The 18,550-nt window shown below is 71.4% G+C and carries 13 protein-coding genes and 1 pseudogene; all 14 read left to right on the forward strand.

The window, feature by feature from the left end; genetic code table 11:
• Nucleotides 1–78 precede the first annotated feature (78 nt).
• Nucleotides 79–1,050 (forward strand): cobalamin biosynthesis protein, encoded by a 972-nt coding sequence (locus tag ABD357_RS24645; protein ID WP_344392959.1) that lies wholly within the window; start codon nt 79–81, stop codon nt 1,048–1,050.
• The gene (locus ABD357_RS24650) at nt 1,047–2,645 is read left to right on the forward strand and encodes a cobyric acid synthase (RefSeq protein ID WP_344392961.1); all 1,599 of its coding nucleotides are present in this window, start codon (nt 1,047–1,049) and stop codon (nt 2,643–2,645) included. Before ABD357_RS24645 ends, ABD357_RS24650 begins: the two co-directional genes overlap by 4 nt.
• Nucleotides 2,642–6,298: a cobaltochelatase subunit CobN gene (gene cobN, locus ABD357_RS24655; protein WP_344392962.1), complete on the forward strand. Its 3,657-nt coding sequence runs from the start codon at nt 2,642–2,644 to the stop codon at nt 6,296–6,298. The genes ABD357_RS24650 and cobN overlap by 4 nt, the downstream gene beginning before the upstream one ends.
• Nucleotides 6,295–8,319, forward strand: coding sequence for a putative cobaltochelatase (locus ABD357_RS24660; RefSeq protein ID WP_344392963.1), 2,025 nt, complete (start codon nt 6,295–6,297; stop codon nt 8,317–8,319). Before cobN ends, ABD357_RS24660 begins: the two co-directional genes overlap by 4 nt.
• Nucleotides 8,319–8,918, forward strand: a complete 600-nt coding sequence (gene cobO, locus ABD357_RS24665; RefSeq protein WP_344392966.1) for a cob(I)yrinic acid a,c-diamide adenosyltransferase — start codon at nt 8,319–8,321, stop codon at nt 8,916–8,918. The genes ABD357_RS24660 and cobO overlap by 1 nt, the downstream gene beginning before the upstream one ends.
• On the forward strand, nt 8,912–10,450 hold the full coding sequence (locus ABD357_RS24670; RefSeq protein ID WP_344392968.1) for a cobyrinic acid a,c-diamide synthase CobB: 1,539 nt from the start codon (nt 8,912–8,914) through the stop codon (nt 10,448–10,450). Before cobO ends, ABD357_RS24670 begins: the two co-directional genes overlap by 7 nt.
• Complete coding sequence (gene cobI / locus ABD357_RS24675; RefSeq protein WP_344392969.1) at nt 10,447–11,199, forward strand: precorrin-2 C(20)-methyltransferase; 753 nt, start codon at nt 10,447–10,449, stop codon at nt 11,197–11,199. Before ABD357_RS24670 ends, cobI begins: the two co-directional genes overlap by 4 nt.
• A 281-nt stretch (nt 11,200–11,480) precedes the next feature.
• Nucleotides 11,481–12,299 carry a precorrin-4 C(11)-methyltransferase gene (cobM, locus tag ABD357_RS24680; protein WP_344392971.1) on the forward strand — a complete coding sequence of 273 codons (819 nt, stop codon included), beginning with the start codon at nt 11,481–11,483 and terminating at the stop codon, nt 12,297–12,299.
• Between the two features lie 8 nt (nt 12,300–12,307).
• Nucleotides 12,308–13,576 (forward strand): precorrin-6y C5,15-methyltransferase (decarboxylating) subunit CbiE, encoded by a 1,269-nt coding sequence (gene cbiE, locus ABD357_RS24685; protein WP_344392984.1) that lies wholly within the window; start codon nt 12,308–12,310, stop codon nt 13,574–13,576.
• Nucleotides 13,573–15,303: a precorrin-3B C(17)-methyltransferase gene (gene cobJ / locus ABD357_RS24690; protein WP_344392972.1), complete on the forward strand. Its 1,731-nt coding sequence runs from the start codon at nt 13,573–13,575 to the stop codon at nt 15,301–15,303. The genes cbiE and cobJ overlap by 4 nt, the downstream gene beginning before the upstream one ends.
• Nucleotides 15,304–15,308: 5 nt before the next feature.
• The gene (locus tag ABD357_RS24695; protein ID WP_425584986.1) at nt 15,309–15,947 is read left to right on the forward strand and encodes a precorrin-8X methylmutase; all 639 of its coding nucleotides are present in this window, start codon (nt 15,309–15,311) and stop codon (nt 15,945–15,947) included.
• A complete protein-coding gene (locus ABD357_RS24700; RefSeq protein ID WP_344392975.1) occupies nt 15,944–16,873 on the forward strand; it encodes a sirohydrochlorin chelatase in 930 nt (309 codons plus the stop codon). Before ABD357_RS24695 ends, ABD357_RS24700 begins: the two co-directional genes overlap by 4 nt.
• Nucleotides 16,863–17,966, forward strand: coding sequence for an Rv2231c family histidinol phosphate aminotransferase CobC (gene cobC, locus ABD357_RS24705; protein ID WP_344392976.1), 1,104 nt, complete (start codon nt 16,863–16,865; stop codon nt 17,964–17,966). Before ABD357_RS24700 ends, cobC begins: the two co-directional genes overlap by 11 nt.
• 119 nt (nt 17,967–18,085) lie before the next feature.
• Nucleotides 18,086–18,371, forward strand: a pseudogene (locus ABD357_RS24710) (IS200/IS605 family accessory protein TnpB-related protein); the annotation flags it as partial.
• Nucleotides 18,372–18,550 lie beyond the last annotated feature (179 nt).

The following is an 18,550-nucleotide window of genomic DNA, read 5'->3' on the forward strand; positions in this document are numbered from 1 at the left end:
TGTTGCGGATCAGTTTGCCGAGTACGAGGGTTTCAAGGACCCAAAGGGTTCTGCCTGACGTAGCGACAGGCTGACCCCATGCGTGCCGATCGCGTTTTCGCGTACGGCGCCGCCGCCGGCCTCCTCGGTGACCTGCTCCTCGGCGATCCGCGCCGTGGGCATCCGGTCGCCGCGTTCGGGCGGGCCGCGGGCGCCGTGGAGCGGGTGTTGTGGCAGGACCACCGTGGGTGGGGCGCGCTGCACACCGCCGTATGCGCAGGCGGTGCCGTATCCCTCGCGGCCCTCGCCGCCACGTCCGTACGTACCTCCCGTACCGCCTCCGTCGCACTGACCGCCACCGCCACCTGGGCCGTGGTCGGCGGGACTTCGCTCGGCCGCGAGGCACGGGCCGTCGGCGAGGCACTCGCGGCCGGGGACCTCGAAGCGGCCCGGGAGCGGCTGCCGCACCTGTGCGGAAGGGACCCGCAGGCGCTGGACGCCGACGGGATCGCCCGGGCCGTCGTCGAGTCCGTCGCCGAGAACACCTCCGACGCCGTGGTCGGCGCACTGGTGTGGGGCGCCGTGGCAGGTGTGCCGGGGCTCGTCGGTTTCCGGGCCGTCAACACGCTGGACGCCATGGTCGGGCACAAATCGCCCAAGTACCGGCGGTACGGCTGGGCTTCGGCGCGGCTCGACGACGTGGCGGGATGGCCGGGCTCCCGGCTGACCGCCGTGCTCGCGACCGTCGCGGGCAGCGATCTCCGCGGTGCCGTACGCGCCTGGCGGTCCGACGCCGCCAAGCATCCGAGCCCCAACGCCGGGCCCGTCGAGGCCTCGTTCGCGGGGGCGTTGGGCGTGCGCCTTGGCGGAAGGCTCTCGTACGGCGGGCGAGTTGAGCACCGGCCGGTACTCAACGGCGACGGACGGGCCGTCCAGGTCGACGACATCGAGCGGGCCGTACGCCTCTCGCAGCGGGTGGGCGGACTGGCCCTCGGTCTGTGCGTGGCCGGAAGGCTCCTCACGACACGGCTTCTCAACGGGCGGCTGAGCGCAAAGGGGCGTACGTCATGAGCGGCGGCGGGCTGCTTGTCGCAGGGACCACCTCCGACGCCGGCAAGAGCGTCGTCACCGCGGGGATCTGCCGGTGGCTGGTGCGCCAGGGTGTCAAGGTCGCGCCCTTCAAGGCGCAGAACATGTCCCTCAATTCGTTCGTCACGCGCGAGGGCGCCGAGATCGGGCGCGCGCAGGCCATGCAGGCACAGGCCGCACGCGTCGAGCCGACGGCGCTCATGAACCCCGTACTGCTGAAGCCGGGCAGCGACCGCAGCAGCCAGGTCGTGCTGATGGGCAAACCGGTGGGCGAGTTGAGCGCGCGCGGGTTCTTCGGGGGGTCTGGGCCCGCGGCGGAGCCGCTGTCAGGCGCTGTGTCCCCCGGGAAAATGCTGCACGGGGGCAGGCAGGAGCAGCTCCTCGGGACCGTGCTGGAGTGCCTGGCCGAGTTGCGGGGCACGTATGACGCGGTGATCTGTGAGGGGGCGGGCAGTCCCGCCGAGATCAATCTGCGGCGGACGGACATCGTGAACATGGGGATCGCCAGGAACGCCCGGCTTCCCGTGCTGGTGGTGGGTGACATCGACCGTGGCGGGGTCTTCGCGTCGTTCTTCGGGACGATCGCTCTGCTGTCCCGCGAGGACCAGGCGCTCGTCGCCGGGTTTCTGGTCAACAAGTTCCGCGGCGATGTGTCGCTGCTGGAGCCGGGCCTGGACATGCTCCACGACCTCACCGGCCGCTCCACATACGGCGTACTCCCCTTCCAGCACGGCCTCGGCATCGACGAGGAGGACGGGATGGCGGTGTCGCTGCGGGGCGCGGTGCGCGAGTCCGTGGTCGCTCCGCCCGTCGGGGAGGAGGTCCTGCGGGTCGCCGTCTGCGCGATCCCCCTGATGTCCAACTTCACCGACGTGGACGCGCTCGCCGCCGAACCGGGCGTCGTGGTGAGGTTCGTGGACCGGGCGGAGGAGCTGGCCGACGCGGACCTGGTCGTCGTGCCCGGCACCCGGGGGACGGTCAGGGCCCTGGAGTGGCTGCGGGAGCGCGGACTCGCGGATGCGCTGATGCGCAGAGCCGCTGAAGGGCGGCCCGTCCTCGGGATCTGCGGCGGTTTCCAGGCGCTCGGCGAGCACATCGAGGACGAGGTCGAGTCGCGCGCGGGCCATGTCGACGGACTCGGACTCCTTCCCGTACGCGTGCGGTTCGCGCGGGAGAAGACCCTCACACGGCCCGTCGGCGAGGCCCTCGGCGAGTACGTCGAGGGGTACGAGATCCATCACGGCGTAGCCGAAGTCACCGGCGGAACCGCGTTCATCTCTGATGACAATGGACACAGCTTGGACGGCTGCCGGGTCGGCGAGGTCTGGGGGACGCACTGGCACGGCTCGCTCGAGTCGGACGGTTTCCGGCGGGCCTTCCTGCGCGAGGTGGCGGCCGCCGCGGGCCGCCGTTTCGTACCGGCCGCCGACACGTCGTTCGCCGCGCTGCGCGAGGAACAGCTGGACCGGCTCGGCGATCTGATCGAGAACCACGCGGACACGGACGCGCTGTGGCGGCTCATCGAGTCGGGCGCGCCCTCAGGACTGCCCTTCATTCCACCGGGAGCGCCCGCATGAGCACAGTGCTGTTGTTGTCGACCGCCGATACGGACCTGCTGGCGGCCCGGGCCGCTTCCGGCGCCTCGTACCGGATCGGCAATCCGACCCGGGTGGATGTGGCGGAGGAACTGCCCGCGCTGATCGAGGGCGCGGACATCGCCGTCGTACGCCTGCTGGGTGGCAAACGCGCCTGGGAGGACGGGCTCGCGGCGTTGAAGGCGTCCGGGATCCCGACGGTACTGCTCGGCGGAGAGGCCGTTCCCGACGCGGAGTTGATGGCGGAGTCGTCGGCGCCGGCCGGTGTCGTGGCGGAGGCGCTGCGGTACCTCGTCGAGGGCGGCCCCGGGAACCTCGCCGAGCTGGCCCGCTTCCTCTCCGACACCGTGCTGCTCACCGGCGAAGGCTTCGAAGAACCGCAGAAGATGGCCGAGTACGGCGTCCACGGTGAGCGTCCGTACGTCGACGGCCGCCCGACCGTCGGCGTGCTCTTCTACCGGGCCCACGAGCTGTCCGGCAACACCGCTTTCGTGGACACCCTGTGCGACGCGATCGAGGCGCGCGGCGCCAACGCCCTTCCCGTGTACTGCGGTTCGCTGCGCGGAGCCGACGCCGGCCTGTACGAGATCCTCGGGCGGGCCGACGCGCTGGTCGCCACCGTGCTCGCGGCCGGCGGCACGCACGCCTCGCAGGCCTCGGCCGGCGGTGACGAGGAGGCCTGGGACATCGGAGCGCTGGCCGACCTCAACATCCCTGTACTGCAAGGGCTTTGCCTCACGTCGTCGAAGCAGACATGGGATGACTCCGATGCCGCCCTCTCCCCCATGGACGCGGCGATGCAGGTCGCGATCCCGGAGTTCGACGGACGGATCGTCACGGTCCCGTTCTCCTTCAAGGAGCAAGGCCCTGACGACGTTCCGGTGTACGTCGCCGATCCGGAGCGGGCCGGGCGGGTGGCCGGAATCGCCGTACGGCACGCGCAGTTGAAGCACAAGCCGAACGACGAGAAGAGGCTCGCGCTCGTCTTCACCGCCTACCCGACGAAGCACTCGCGGGTCGGGAACGCGGTAGGGCTGGACACCCCCGCATCGGCGGTGCGGGTGCTGGATGCCTTGCGGGACGCCGGATACGGGGTGAGCGGATACCCGGACAACGGCGACGAGTTGATCCACCGGCTCATCGAGGCCGGCGGTCACGACGTCGAGTGGCTGACGGAGGATCAACTGGCCGCCGCACCCGCGCGCGTACCGCTCGCCGACTACCAGGCCTGGTTCGACAAGCTCGACCCCGGACTGCGGGACGGGATGCTGGAGGCGTGGGGGGAGCCGCCGGGTTCGTTGTACGTCGACGGGGACGACATCGTGCTGGCCTCCCTCCAGTTCGGGAACGTCGTGGTCATGATCCAGCCGCCCCGTGGCTTCGGCGAGAACCCGATCGCGATCTACCACGACCCGGACATGCCGCCGTCGCACCACTACATGGCGGCGTACAGGTGGCTGGAACTCTCGTTCGGCGCCGACGCGATCGTGCACATGGGCAAACACGGCACGATGGAGTGGTTGCCGGGCAAGGGCCTTGGGCTGAGCGGGGGTTGTGCGCCGGACGCGGTGCTCGGCGACCTGCCGCTGATCTATCCCTTCATCGTCAACGACCCCGGCGAGGGCACCCAGGCCAAGCGCCGCGGTCACGCCACGGTCGTCGACCACCTGGTGCCGCCGATGGCGCGCGCGGACACGTACGGGGATCTCGCGAAACTGGAGCAACTGCTCGACGAGTACGCCCTGGTGTCCGACCTGGATCCGACGAAGGCGCCGGCGGTGCGCGCCCAGATCTGGACGCTGGTCAAGGCCGCCGAACTGCACCACGACCTGCATGTGGACGATCAGCCGGACGACGACGCATTCGACGAGTTCGTCATGCACATCGACGGCTATCTGTGCGAGATCAAGGACGTGCAGATCCGGGACGGGCTGCACATCCTGGGCGGCGGCCCGGTGGGCGAGCCACGCGTCAATCTCGTACTCGCCGTGCTGCGGGCCTCACAGGTGTGGGGCGGCGCGGCGAACGCACTGCCCGGCCTGCGCGCCTCGTTCGCGTCTCATTTCGGCCTGGTCGAGAAGGAGCTGCTCGCCGAGCCGGGCACGCCGCTGAAGGTGCCGGCCGAGCTGACCGACCTCGTCGAAGGACCGTCACGCACGGCTGCGGACGCGATCGACCTCCTGGAGATCCTGTGCCGCCGGGTCGCGGAGGGCATGGAGGAGCGCGGGTGGGACGTCACGGCCGTCCCTGGTCTCGTACGCGAGGTCGTAGGCGCCGAACTCCCGGACGCCGTGGCGGTGTTGGAGTTCGCGTGCCGTGAGGTCGTGCCGCGTCTCGCCCGTACGACCGACGAGATCGACCACATCCTCCGGGCCCTGGACGGCGGTTACGTCCCGGCGGGCCCGTCGGGTTCGCCCACCCGCGGGCTCGTGAACGTCCTGCCGACCGGCCGCAACTTCTACTCGGTCGACCCCAAGGCGATCCCGTCTCGGCTGAGTTGGGAGGTCGGACAGTCGCTCGCGGACTCGCTCGTGCAGCGGTATCTGGCCGACACCGGTGAGTACCCGAAGTCGGTCGGCCTGACGGTCTGGGGTACGTCCGCGATGCGCACCCAGGGCGATGACATCGCAGAGATCCTGGCGCTGCTCGGCTGCCGGCCGGTGTGGGACGACGCGTCGCGGCGGGTGACGGGCTTCGAGGTGGTTCCGGTGGAGGAACTGGGCCGGCCGCGCATTGACGTCACGGTCCGTATCTCCGGCTTCTTCCGGGACGCGTTCCCGCACGTGGTGGGGCTGATTGACGATGCGGTGCGGACGGTGGCGGAGCTGGATGAGCCCGCCGAGTCCAACTTCGTGCGGGCGCACGCTGACGAGGACACCGCTGAGCATGGGGATCGGCGGCGGGCTACGGCTCGTATTTTCGGGTCGAAGCCGGGAGCGTACGGGGCGGGGTTGCTGCCGTTGATCGACGCCCGCAACTGGCGCTCCGACGCCGATCTCGCCGAGGTGTACGCGGTGTGGGGCGGCTACGCCTATGGGCGCGGACTCGAGGGGCGGGCAGCGCGCGGCGACATGGAGACGGCGTTCAAACGGATCGCTGTCGCCGCGAAGAACGTGGACACCCGTGAGCACGACCTCGTCGACGCGGACGACTACTTCCAGTACCACGGCGGGATGGTCGCCATGGTGCGGCATCTGACGGGGGCGAGTCCGGAGGCGTACGTGGGCGACTCCGCCACGCCCGACCAGGTGAAGACCCGCACCCTCGGCGAGGAGACGCACCGCGTGTTCCGCGCCCGCGTGGTCAACCCCCGCTGGATGGCCGCCATGCGGCGCCACGGCTACAAGGGTGCGTTCGAGATGGCGGCGACGGTCGACTATCTCTTCGGGTACGACGCCACGGCCGGCGTGGTCGACGACTGGATGTACGAGAAGCTCAGCGCCGAGTACGTCTTCGACGCGGAGAACCGGGACTTCATGAAGAAGTCCAACCCCTGGGCGCTGAGGGGCATCACAGAGCGGCTGCTGGAGGCCGCCGACCGAGGGCTGTGGGCCGAACCGGACGCCGACACGCTGGAGCGGCTGCGCGCCACGTACCTGGAGCTCGAAGGCGACTTGGAGGGCGACGACCAGTGAGTACCCCCTTTCCGTTCACGGCTGTCGTCGGTCAGGACGACCTGCGGCTCGCGCTAGTGCTGAACGCCGTGTCACCTGCGGTGGGCGGTGTGCTCGTCCGTGGTGAGAAGGGCACTGCCAAGTCCACGGCCGTACGCGCTCTTTCGGCGCTGATGCCGGAGGTGGACGTCGTCGCCGGGTGCCGGTTTTCGTGCGCCCCCGGGGCGCCGGATCCGGCGTGTCCCGAGGGACCGCACGAGGTGGGGCCCGGTGTGGCACGTCCGGCCCGGATGGTCGAGCTGCCCGTCGGCGCGTCCGAGGACCGGCTCGTGGGGGCGCTGGACATCGAGCGTGCCCTGTCCGAGGGCGTGAAGGCCTTCGAACCCGGCCTGCTCGCCGACGCCCACCGCGGGATCCTCTACGTCGACGAGGTGAATCTGCTGCACGACCACCTCGTCGACCTGCTGCTGGACGCGGCGGCGATGGGTGCCTCGTACGTCGAGCGCGAGGGTGTCTCCGTACGGCACGCCTCCAAGTTCCTCCTCGTCGGCACCATGAATCCCGAAGAGGGGGAGCTGCGGCCCCAGCTCCTCGACCGCTTCGGGCTGACCGTCGAGGTCGCCGCCTCGCGGGAGCCGGACCAGCGGGTCGAGGTCGTGCGACGGCGGCTCGCGTACGACGACGACCCGGCCGGCTTCGCTGCGCGCTGGGCCGACGAGGAATCCGCGGTACGGGCGCGGATCGTGGCCGCACGTGAGCTGCTGCCGTCCGTACGGCTCGGCGACGGGGCGCTGCGGCAGATCGCTGCTACGTGCAGCGCCTTCGAGGTCGACGGGATGCGGGCCGACATCGTGATGGCGCGTACGGCTACGGCGCTGGCCGCGTGGGCCGGGCGGACTGATGTCCTCGCGGAGGACGTGCGACAGGCGGCTCTGCTCGCGCTGCCGCATCGGCGGCGGCGTAACCCCTTTGACGCGCCGGGACTTGACGAGGACAAGCTCGACGACACGCTGGAGGAGTTCGGCGGCGGGGACGACTCCGGCGACGAAGACCCGGATCCGGACGGGCCCGGCGGTGGTGGGCAGCCGCCGCAGGACGGGCCGGACGGGGATGACTCCCCCGCCGGTGATGTTCCGGCGCAGGGTGAGCCCTCGGAGGGCGACGGGCAGGCGCCGGCCGCACCCGGTGGCGGTGAGCAGTCCCCCGTACGGGCTGCCGAGCCCTTTCGTACCAAGATGCTGAGCGTGCCCGGGCTCGGCGAGGGTGCCGCCGGGCGGCGGTCGCGAGCGCGGACCGAGCACGGGCGGACCACCGGGGCCAGGCGGCCCCAAGGGGCGCTCACCAAGCTGCACTTGGCGGCGACCGTGCAGGCCGCGGCCCCGCACCAGCGGGCGCGCGGACGGTCGGGGCCGGGGCTGGTCGTACGGCGCGACGATCTGCGGCAGGCGACGCGGGAGGGCCGTGAGGGGAACCTCGTGCTGTTCGTCGTGGACGCCTCCGGGTCCATGGCCGCGCGGCAGCGGATGAGCGCGGTGAAGGGGGCCGTGCTGTCGCTGCTGCTCGACGCGTATCAGCGGCGGGACAAGGTCGGGCTGGTGACCTTCCGGGGGAAGGACGCCGAGGTCGCGTTGCCGCCGACCTCGTCGGTGGACGCGGCGGCGGCACGGCTGGAGTCGTTGCCGACGGGTGGGCGGACGCCGCTGGCCGCGGGGCTGTTGAGGGCCCATGACGTGCTGCGGGTGGAACGGCTCAGGGATCCCGCGCGGCGTTCGCTCGTCGTCGTGGTGACGGACGGGCGGGCCACAGGCGGGACTGATCCGGTCGCGCTCTCGGGTCGCGCGGCGCGGCTGTTCGCGGCCGGCGGGGTCGCGTCCGTGGTCGTCGACTGTGAGTCGGGGCCGGTACGGCTCGGGCTTGCCGGGCAGCTCGCAGGTGAACTCGGCGGTACGGCAGTGACGTTGGACGAGCTGCGGGCCGACTCGATCGCCGGTCTCGTCAGGGATGTTCAGGGCAGCAGGGGCAACGGCAGGAGGGCCGCGTAATGCCGCAGGGACAGCCGAGTGTCGTACCGGACGACGGTTTGACGACGCGTCAGCGACGTAATCGGCCGCTGGTCGTCGTGCATACGGGGATCGGCAAGGGCAAGTCCACCGCCGCCTTCGGGCTCGCGTTGCGGGCCTGGAATCAGGGGTGGCCGATCGGTGTGTTCCAGTTCGTGAAGTCGGCGAAGTGGAAGGTCGGCGAGGAGAACGCCTTGCGGGTCCTCGGTGCCTCCGGTGAGGGCGGGTCCGTCGACTGGCACAAGATGGGTGAGGGCTGGTCCTGGGTGCAGCGCGACTCCCAGATGGACAACGAGGAGAAGGCCCGCGAGGGCTGGGAGCAGGTCAAGCGGGACCTCGCTGCCGAGACGTACAAGCTGTATGTCCTCGATGAGTTCGCGTACCCCATGCACTGGGGGTGGGTCGATGTCGACGAGGTCATCGCAGTGCTTCGGGACCGGCCCGGAACGCAGCATGTGGTGATCACCGGGCGGAACGCGCCCGAGAAGCTCGTCGACTTCGCCGATCTCGTCACCGACATGTCCAAGGTCAAGCATCCGATGGACGCCGGCCAGAAGGGCCAGAGGGGCATCGAGTGGTGATTTCCGTCCCTCGGCTGGTTATTGCCGCGCCTTCTTCCGGAAGCGGCAAGACCACTGTTGCTACGGGGCTGATGGCGGCGTTCGCCTCGCGGGGCCTTGCCGTGTCTCCGCACAAGGTGGGGCCCGACTACATCGACCCCGGGTATCACCAGCTTGCCGCGGGGCGGGTGGGGCGGAACCTCGATGCGTATCTGTGTGGGGCGGAGTTGATGGCGCCGTTGTTCGCGCATGGTGCGCGTGGGTGTGATGTCGCCGTGGTCGAGGGTGTGATGGGGCTGTACGACGGGGCTGCCGGGGAGGGGGAGCTGGCGTCCACCGCTCATGTGGCGAAGCTGCTGCGGGCACCTGTGGTGTTGGTTGTGGATGCGTCGGCGCAGGCTCGGTCGGTGGCTGCGCTCGTGCATGGGTTTGCTTCCTGGGATCCCGAAGTGCGGGTTGCGGGGGTGATCCTCAACAAGGTGGGGTCCGAGCGGCATGAGGTGATGTTGCGGGAGGCGTTGGACGAGTCCGGGGTGCCTGTGCTTGGCGCTTTGCGGCGGGCTCGGGAGGTGGGGACGCCTTCTCGGCACCTTGGGCTGGTGCCGGTTGCCGAGCGGCGGGTGGAGGCCGTGGGGGCGGTTGAGGTCATGGCCTCGCGGGTGCGGGAAGGCTGCGATCTGGATGCGCTGTTTGCGCTGGCGCGTAGTGCGCCTGTGTTGTCGGGTGCGGGTTGGGATCCGGCTGAGGTGGTGGCCTGCGGCGCTTTTTCCCCAGCCCCGCCCCTTCCCGGCTGTATCAATTTGCGGCTCCGCCGCGGGGGGGACTCCGCCCCCAGACCCCCGTATCGGCCTGAACGGCCTCGTCCTCAAGCTCCCCCACTCTCGGCTTCGCTCGAGCGGGGGGACCCCCACGACGGGCTGCTTGTGCCTGGACCGGTTTCGAAGGAGCCGAAGCCCGTCGTCGCCATCGCCGGTGGCCCCGCCTTCACCTTCTCCTACGCCGAGCATGCCGAACTCCTCGCCGCCGCCGGAGCCGAAGTCATCACCTTCGACCCCCTCCATGACGAGCAACTGCCGGACGGAGCGGCAGGGTTGGTCATCGGCGGCGGGTTCCCGGAGGTGTACGCCTCCGAGCTGTCCGCCAACGAACCCCTGCGCAAAGCCATCGCCGAGCTGGCGTTCAGTGGTGCTCCCGTCGCCGCCGAATGCGCCGGCCTCCTCTACCTCTCCCGTGAGCTCGACGGACAGCCCATGTGCGGCGTGCTGGAGGCGACCGCCCGTATGGACGAGCGGCTGACCCTCGGGTATCGGGACGCCGTGGCCGTGAGCGACAGCGTCCTCGCCGTAGCCGGGACGCGGATGCGCGGGCACGAGTTTCACCGCACCGTCGTCGAGCCCGGCGCGGGGGCCGCTCCCGCCTGGGGGCTCCATGCTCCGGGGCGGCGAGTCGAAGGTTTCGTACAACAAGGTGTGCACGCGAGTTACGTGCATACGCACTGGGCGTCCGCACCCGGCGTCGCCCGTCGGTTCGTGGAGAGGTGCCGGACGTCATGAGCAGCAGCAGGCTGATCGGAGTCGGAGTGGGGCCCGGGGACCCGGAGCTCGTGACCGTCAAGGGGGTCAACGCCCTCCGTGCGGCGGACGTGGTCGTCGTCCCCGTGATGGCTGCATTTGATGGAAAAGACGGGGGCGAGCGCGGGCGCGCCGAGGCCACCGTGCTGCACTACGTGCCCGAGGACAAGGTCGTACGGGTCGTGTTCGCGCTCAACGAGCGGTCGGACCGCGCACGGCGCGAGGCCGCCTGGGACGCGGCCGGTGCGCGGGTGGCCGAGCTGCTGCGCGCCCACGCCACGGTCGCCTTCGCCACCATCGGCGACCCGAACGTGTACTCCACGTTCACCTATCTCGCGCAGACCATCGAGGAGTTGGTTCCGGGCACGATCGTCGAAACGGTGCCCGGCATCACCGCCATGCAGGACCTCGCCGCCCGCTCAGGTGCCGTACTGACCGAGGGCACCGAGCCACTCACCCTCGTCCCCGTCACGGCAGGCTCCGCCGTCCTGAAGGACGCACTCAATGGCCCGGGCACGGTGGTCGCGTACAAGTTCGGCCGCCTCGCGGAGGAAGTGGCCGCGGCGCTGCGGGAAACCGGGCGGCTCGATGACGCGGTGTGGGGCTCGGCACTGGGCCTGCCCGACGAGTCGATCAGCCCCGCGGCCGACCTGGACGGCTCTCCCCTGCCGTACCTCTCCACCCTCATAGCCCCCGCCCCACGCAACGGCAAACGCGGCGGCAAGCTGTGAACGGCCGGAGCCACTCGCACCCAGGCCAGCCACCGGCAGCCCGTCGTGGGGGTCCCCCCGCTCGAGCGAAGCCGAGAGTGGGGGAGCTTGAGGACGAGGCCGTTAAGGCCGATCGGGGGCCTGGGGGCGGAGCCCCCAGCGGGGCCCAGGGGCAGCGCTCCTGGTTACGGGAAGGGGCGGGCTTGGGGAAAGAAGCGCCGCAGGCCATCACCTCAGCCCCCTCCCAGCCCGCGCCCGATGCCCCCGCAGCCACTGATCACTCGTAGGAGAGGACCCACCCCATGCCCGACGCCCCCACCCCCAAGGTGACCTTCGTCGGCGCCGGGCCCGGCGCAGCCGACCTGCTCACCTTCCGCGCCGCGAAGGCGATCGCGGAGGCCGACATCGTCATCTGGGCGGCCAGCCTGGTGCAGGAGGAGGTCCTGGACCACGCACGCGAGGAAGCGGAGATCCTCGACTCGGCCACCATGTCGCTCGAGGACGTCGTGGCCGTGTACGAGCGGGCCGCAGCGGAAGGCCTCAAGGTGGCCCGCATCCACTCCGGCGACCCTGCCCTGTGGGGCGGTACGCAGGAACAGCTCGACCGGTGCGAGAACATCGGCATCGAGACCGAGATCATCCCCGGCGTCTCCTCCTTCTCCGCCGTCGCCGCCCTGGCACAACGCGAGCTGACCATCCCCGAGATCGCCCAGTCCGTGATCCTCACCCGCCTCGGCGGCGGCAAGACACCCATGCCGCCTGGCGAGGAGGTACGCGAGTTCGCCCGCCACGGCACCACCATGGCGCTGTTCCTGTCCGCCGCCCGCAGCGGCCAGCTCGTACGGGAGCTGCTGGAGGGCGGCTACCCGACGACGACGCCGGTCGTGGTCGCCTACCAGGCGACCTGGCCGGAGGAGCTGATCGTGAAGTGCACGATCGGCACCCTGGAGGAGACCGTCAAGGAGCACAAGCTGTGGAAGCACACGCTGTTCCTGGTCGGCGCGGCCCTCGACGCGCACGGCACCCGCTCGCACCTCTACCACCCGGGCCACTTCCACGGCTTCCGCAAGGCGGACCCCGAGGCACGTAAGGCACTGCGTACACGGGGTGCCACACCATGATCACAACCGTGATCACCGTCATCGGTACGGGAACGGGGTCGCCCCTTCCTCCGGACACCGAGGCCGAGTTGGCCACAGCGACGCTCGTCGTGGGCGCCCGTCGGCACCTGACGGCGGCCCGTCTGCCGGACACGACGGAACGGATCGTGCTCGGCCCGCTGCCCCCCGCCCTCGACGCGATCGAGCAGCACCTGAAGGAGCCCGCGGACCACACAGCTCAGCGGCGCGTCGTCGTACTGGCCTCCGGAGACCCCGGCTTCTTCGGCATCGTACGAGCACTCGCCGACCGCTTCGGCGCCCGCACCCTGGACGTACGCCCCGCTGTCTCGTCCGTCGCGACCGCCTTCGCGCGCCTGGGTCTGACCTGGGACGACGCGATCGTGGTGAGCGCCCACGGCCGGGACCCACGGACCGCGGTGAACGTCTGCCTGGCCCACCCCAAGGTGGCGGTGCTGACCGGCCCGGGCGCCGGGCCGGCGGAACTGGGCGCCGCGCTGCGATCGCAGTCACCCGAACGCGTCCTCGTCGTGGCCTCGGCCCTGGGCTCGGGCCCGGACGAGCGCGTCGAGCGGGTCACGCCCGCCGAGGCCGCCGCCCGCGACTGGGGACCGGCGGTCAGCGTCGTGCTGTGCCTCGACGAGTCACGCACCCTCTCCTCCGTACGCACGATCGCCGGGCCACCGGCCGGGCCCGCCCAATGGGCCCTGGACGAGGGCGAGTTCACCCACCGCGACTCGATGATCAGCAAGTTCGAGGTACGGGCCCTGGCACTGGCCCGGCTCGGGCCACGGCTCGGCGACCACGTCTGGGACATCGGCGCGGGTTCCGGCTCGGTCGCCGTGGAGTGCGCGCGGCTCGGGGCCGCCGTGACCGCCGTCGAGAAGAGCGGGGACGGCGTGGAGCGCGTACGCGCCAACGCCGCCGCACACGGCGTCGACGTGACCGTCGTGCGGGGCGTCGCACCCGCCGTACTGTCCGAACTCCCCGACCCCGACGCCGTGTTCATCGGCGGCGGCGGGCGTGAGCTGCCCGCGATCGTGGCGGACTGCGCACGGCGGGCGCGGCGGGCGGTCGTGGTGGCGATGGCCGCGCTGGACCGGGTTCCGGCGGCACGGGAGGCGCTGCTGGCCGCCGGGTTCGGCTGCGACGGCGTACTGCTGCAGTCGTCCCGGCTCGCGCCGTTGCCCGGGGACGTGACCCGGCTCGCGGCGACCAATCCCGTCTTTCTGCTGTGGGGCGTCCGGCTCCCGGCGCGTACCGAGGGAGTTGCCCAGTGATCGGCCTGATTTCGGCGACGGCGGCGGGTGCCAGGGCCCGTGAACGGGTGACCGCTGCCTGGCCGGATCGCACGCGGGTGTACGACGGCCCCGTTGGTGATGCCGTGCGGCGGGCCTTCGCGGAGTGTGAGCAGCTGGTGTGCTTCCTGGCAGCGGGGGCTGTGGTCCGGCTCGTCGCACCCCTGCTGGAGGACAAGGCGTCCGACCCCGGGATCGTGTGTGTCGACGAGGGCGGAAGGTTCGCCGTACCGCTCGTCGGCGGGCACGGGGGCGGCGCCAATGAACTCGCCCACGCGTTGGGTGAGTTGCTGGGCGCGCAGCCCGTGGTGACGACGGCGACGGACGCGGTCGGTCTGCCCGGCCTCGACACGCTCGGTCTTCCGGTCGAGGGGGATGTCACCGCCGTGACGCGCGCTCTGCTGGACGGGGAGCCCGTAGCCCTGGATGCGGAGGTGCCATGGCCGCTCCCACCGCTTCCCGTAACCCCGGCAGGTCCTACAGGTCCCCCTACAGGTCCTACGGGGCCTACAGGTCAGTACACGATCCGCGTCAGCGACCGGCTGGTCGAGCCCGCCGCGCATGAAGTCGTCCTCCGTCCGCCCTCCCTCGTCATCGGCGTCGGCGCTTCCAAGGGCGCGCCCTTGGACGAGGTGTTGGGGAACATCGAGGACGCCCTGCGCGATGCCGGGCTGTCCGCGAAGTCCGTCGCCGAACTCGCCACCGTCGACGCCAAGGCCGACGAGCCCGGCCTCCTGGAGGCAGCCGCCCGCCTCGGGGTCCCCCTGGTCACGTACTCCGCCGAGGAGTTGGCGGCCGTGGCCGTGCCGAACCCGTCGGACGCCCCGCTGACCGCCGTCGGTACGCCCTCCGTCGCGGAGGCCGCCGCGCTCGTACGGGGCGGTGAACTCCTCGTACCCAAGCGGAAGTCAGCCGGGCAGCCGGGACAGCCCGCGATGGCGACCTGCGCCGTCGTACGACGTCCGTCCCGCGGTCGGCTTGCCGTCGTCGGGCTCGGCCCCGGCGCGCGCGACCTCCTCACCCCACGCGCCAAGGACGAACTGCGGCGCGCCTCCGTGCTCGTCGGCCTCGACCAGTACGTCGACCAGATCCGCGACCTGCTTCGCCCCGGCACCCGGATCCTGGAGTCCGGGCTCGGAGCGGAGGAGGAACGAGCCCGAACTGCCGTCACGGAAGCCCGACTCGGTCACGCCGTCGCGCTCATCGGCAGCGGGGACGCGGGCGTGTACGCGATGGCCTCGCCCGCGCTCGCGGAGGCGTCCGACGACATCGACGTGGTCGGAGTGCCGGGAGTGACCGCCGCGCTCGCGGCCGGGGCGATCCTGGGCGCGCCGCTCGGCCATGACCACGTGTCGATCAGCCTGTCCGACCTGCACACTCCGTGGGAGGTCATCGAGCGTCGGGTACGGGCCGCGGCGGAGGCGGACATCGTGGTGACGTTCTACAACCCCCGTAGCCGGGGCCGCGACTGGCAGCTCCCCAAGGCCCTCGCGATCCTCGGGGAGCACCGGGAGCCGACGACACCCGTCGGTGTCGTACGCAACGCCTCGCGCCCGGACGAGTCCAGCCGCCTCACCGCACTCGCCGAACTCGACCCGGCCACCGTCGACATGATGACGGTCGTGACGGTGGGCAACACGGCGACCCGTGAGATCTCCGGCCGCATGGTGACGCCGCGCGGCTATCGCTGGCAGGAGGAGGCCCAGTGAGCCAAGTGTTCCCGGAGTCCCGGGCCGTGCATCCCATCGAAGCGGAGTCCTTCCGGCGGCTGCGCGCCCGGCTCGACACCTCGCACTTCCCGCCGCTGACGCGCGCGGTCGTGGAGCGGGTGATCCACTCGGCGGCCGACCTCGCGTACGCGGAGGATCTCGTCATGGACGAGGCCGCGTTGGAGAAGGCCCATGGCGCGCTCCACGACGGGGCGCCCGTCGTGGTGGACGTGGAGATGGTCGCGGCGGGCATCACCCGGCGCGAGACCGTATGCCGGCTGAAGGACGCCGGTTCCGGTCCCGGGCTTACCCGTTCGGCGCATGCGATCCGGCTTGCGTACGAGCAGGTCGGGCCCGGTGCGCTCTGGGTGATCGGCTGCGCTCCGACCGCGCTGGAGGAGCTGCTGACGCTGGACGCCGCTCCTGCGCTCGTCATCGGTCTGCCCGTGGGTTTCGTCGGCGCGGCGGAGTCCAAGGCCGCGTTGCGGGAAAGCGGGCTGCCCGCCGTCAGCAACGTCTCCGAGAAGGGCGGTTCGGCGGTCGCCGCGGCGGCGCTGAACGCCCTGCTGTATCACCCTGTACCCCCGACGCCCCCTGTACACCCCGTATCCGAGGCCTCAGAGCCCCTGAAGGAGAAACCGTGACCACGTCCCAGCCGCCCGCCCTGCTCATCGCCGGACACGGCACCCGGGACGACGCGGGCGCCGAGGCCTTCCGTGATTTCGTACGGGAGTTGGGCCGCCGCACCCCCGAACTCCCCGTCGCGGGCGGCTTCATCGAGCTGTCCCCGCCGCCGCTCGGCGACGCCGTGACGGAGCTGGTCGAGCAAGGGGTACGCCGGTTCGCCGCCGTCCCGCTGATGCTCGTGTCCGCCGGGCACGCCAAGGGTGACATTCCGGCGGCGCTGGCCCGTGAGAAGGAACGGCATCCGGGGCTCTCGTACACCTACGGGCGCCCGCTCGGCCCGCACCCCGCGCTGCTCACCGTGCTCGAGCGACGGCTCGACGAGGCGCTCGGCTCTACGGCGCGCACGCCCTTCGACCGGGCCGATGTGACCGTCCTCCTCGTCGGCCGCGGCTCGACCGACCCGGACGCCAATGCGGAGGTCCACAAGGCGGCGCGGCTGTTGTGGGAGGGGCGAGGTTACGCGGGCGTGGAGACCGCGTTCGTGTCGCTGGCGGCGCCGGATGTGCCGTCCGGCCTCGACCGCTGCGCGAGGCTGGGTGCCCGCCGGATCGTCGTGCTCCCGTACTTCCTGTTCACCGGCATCCTGCCGGACCGGGTGCGGCTGCAGACCGAGGGCTGGGCGGCAGCACACCCTGAGATCGAGGTACGGTCGGCCGAAGTCATCGGCCCGGAGCCGGAGTTGCTCGACCTGGTGATGGAGCGCTACCGGGAGGCCGTGGCCGGCGACCTCCGGATGAACTGCGACTCCTGCGTCTACCGCATCGCGCTGCCGGGCTTCGAGGACAAGGTGGGCATGCCCCAGCAGCCGCACTTCCACCCGGACGACGACGATCACCACCACGGTGGTCACCACCACGGGCATGCACACTCCCATGCGCACTGAGAGAGCCGAGGGACCCGAGAACCGGGCGCACGACCTCCGTCACCACGGTGACGCGGAGATACGCGACGACGGCTCGGCCCTCGTCGACCTCGCGGTCAACGTCCGCGCCGACACGCCCCCGGCGTGGCTGCGCGAGCGGATCGCCGGGTCGCTGGCCGGGCTGGCCGCCTACCCGGACGGGCGGTCCGCGCGTGCGGCGGTGGCTGCCCGGCACGGGGTCCCCGTGGAGCGCGTACTCCTCACGGCGGGCGCGGCGGAGGCTTTTGTGCTGCTTGCCCGCGCCCTGAAGGTACGTCAGCCGGTGGTGGTGCATCCGCAGTTCACCGAGCCGGAGGCGGCGTTGCGGGACGCGGGCCACAGCGTGGACCGGGTCCTGCTACGGGAAGCGGACGGCTTCCGTCTCGACCCCTCGGCCGTCCCCGAGGACGCGGACCTGGTGGTGATCGGAAACCCGACCAACCCGACGTCCGTGCTCCACCCGGCTGCGGGGATCGCCGAACTCGCCCGCCCCGGACGGACGTTGGTGGTCGACGAGGCGTTCATGGACGCGGTGCCGGGGGAACGCGAGGCCCTTGCCGGGCGGACGGACGTCCCCGGCCTGGTGGTGCTGCGCAGCCTCACAAAGACGTGGGGTCTGGCCGGGCTGCGGATCGGCTACGTGCTGGCTCCTCCGGAGGTGATCGCGGACCTGGAGCGGGCCCAGCCCCTCTGGCCGGTCTCCACGCCGGCCCTCGCGGCTGCGGAGGCCTGCATGTCCCCGCGGGCCCTCACGGAACAGTCCGACGCGGCCCACCGCGTCGCCACGGACCGCGCCCATCTCGTCGAGGGCCTCAAGGAGTTCGCCTCCGACGGGTTGTCGGTGGCCGAGCCCGCCGAAGGCCCCTTCGTCCTCGTACGACTCCCCCACGCGGCGCTCGTACGCCATCACCTGCGCACCCTCGGATACGCGGTGCGCCGCGGCGACACGTTCCCGGGGTTGGGCGAGGACTGGCTGCGGCTGGCGGTCCGAGACCGGGCGACCGTGAACGGCTTCCTGCAGGCGCTGGACCGGGCGATGACGCTGGCGGGCGGCTGTGAGGCCACGGGGTTGTGAACTGCTGGCGGTTGACTGCGCACGGGCGTGCTCGGGCGCACATGAGTGAGTCCGGGCTGCGGCACGTGCGACTGCATGGGCGAGAACGAAAGTTCCTGTGTCGAATGTGTGACCTTCGAATCACCAAGGCCACCCACGATCAATGGGCGCTCGCCCGGCGCTGGCCAGCTCGCGTACATCCAGAGTCTGGAAGCGGGTGTGCGGACGATCGCGCACCGGCTCTCCCTCCCGGTCGGGGAGAACGGCGGCAAGCGCGCTCCGGGCGGCTACCGCAGCAAGCAGGAGTGGTTCGCCAAGACCGGCCGTCTGCACGTGCTCGCCGACCGGCTTGGGCGTCCGGCTGGCATGCGTCCTGGCAGCAGGACTCACTTCCGCTCAGTCACAGGCTCGGAACGCACCAAGCGGAAACGACGTCCGCCGGACGGCCACAGACCGATTTTCACCCCCACAGGGTGTCCCCGAAAGGGACCGGACTACTCAGTCTCTAGTACTACAGCCGGTGGTTTCACGGTGAGTGAGCTTGTGCGGCTCGGGTGCGGTAGTGGCTGGCTCGGGCCCGGATCTGGTGGCGGGTGCGCCAGCGG

This window comes from Streptomyces vastus, assembly GCF_039532825.1.
Classification (GTDB): Bacteria; Actinomycetota; Actinomycetes; order Streptomycetales; family Streptomycetaceae; genus Streptomyces; species Streptomyces vastus.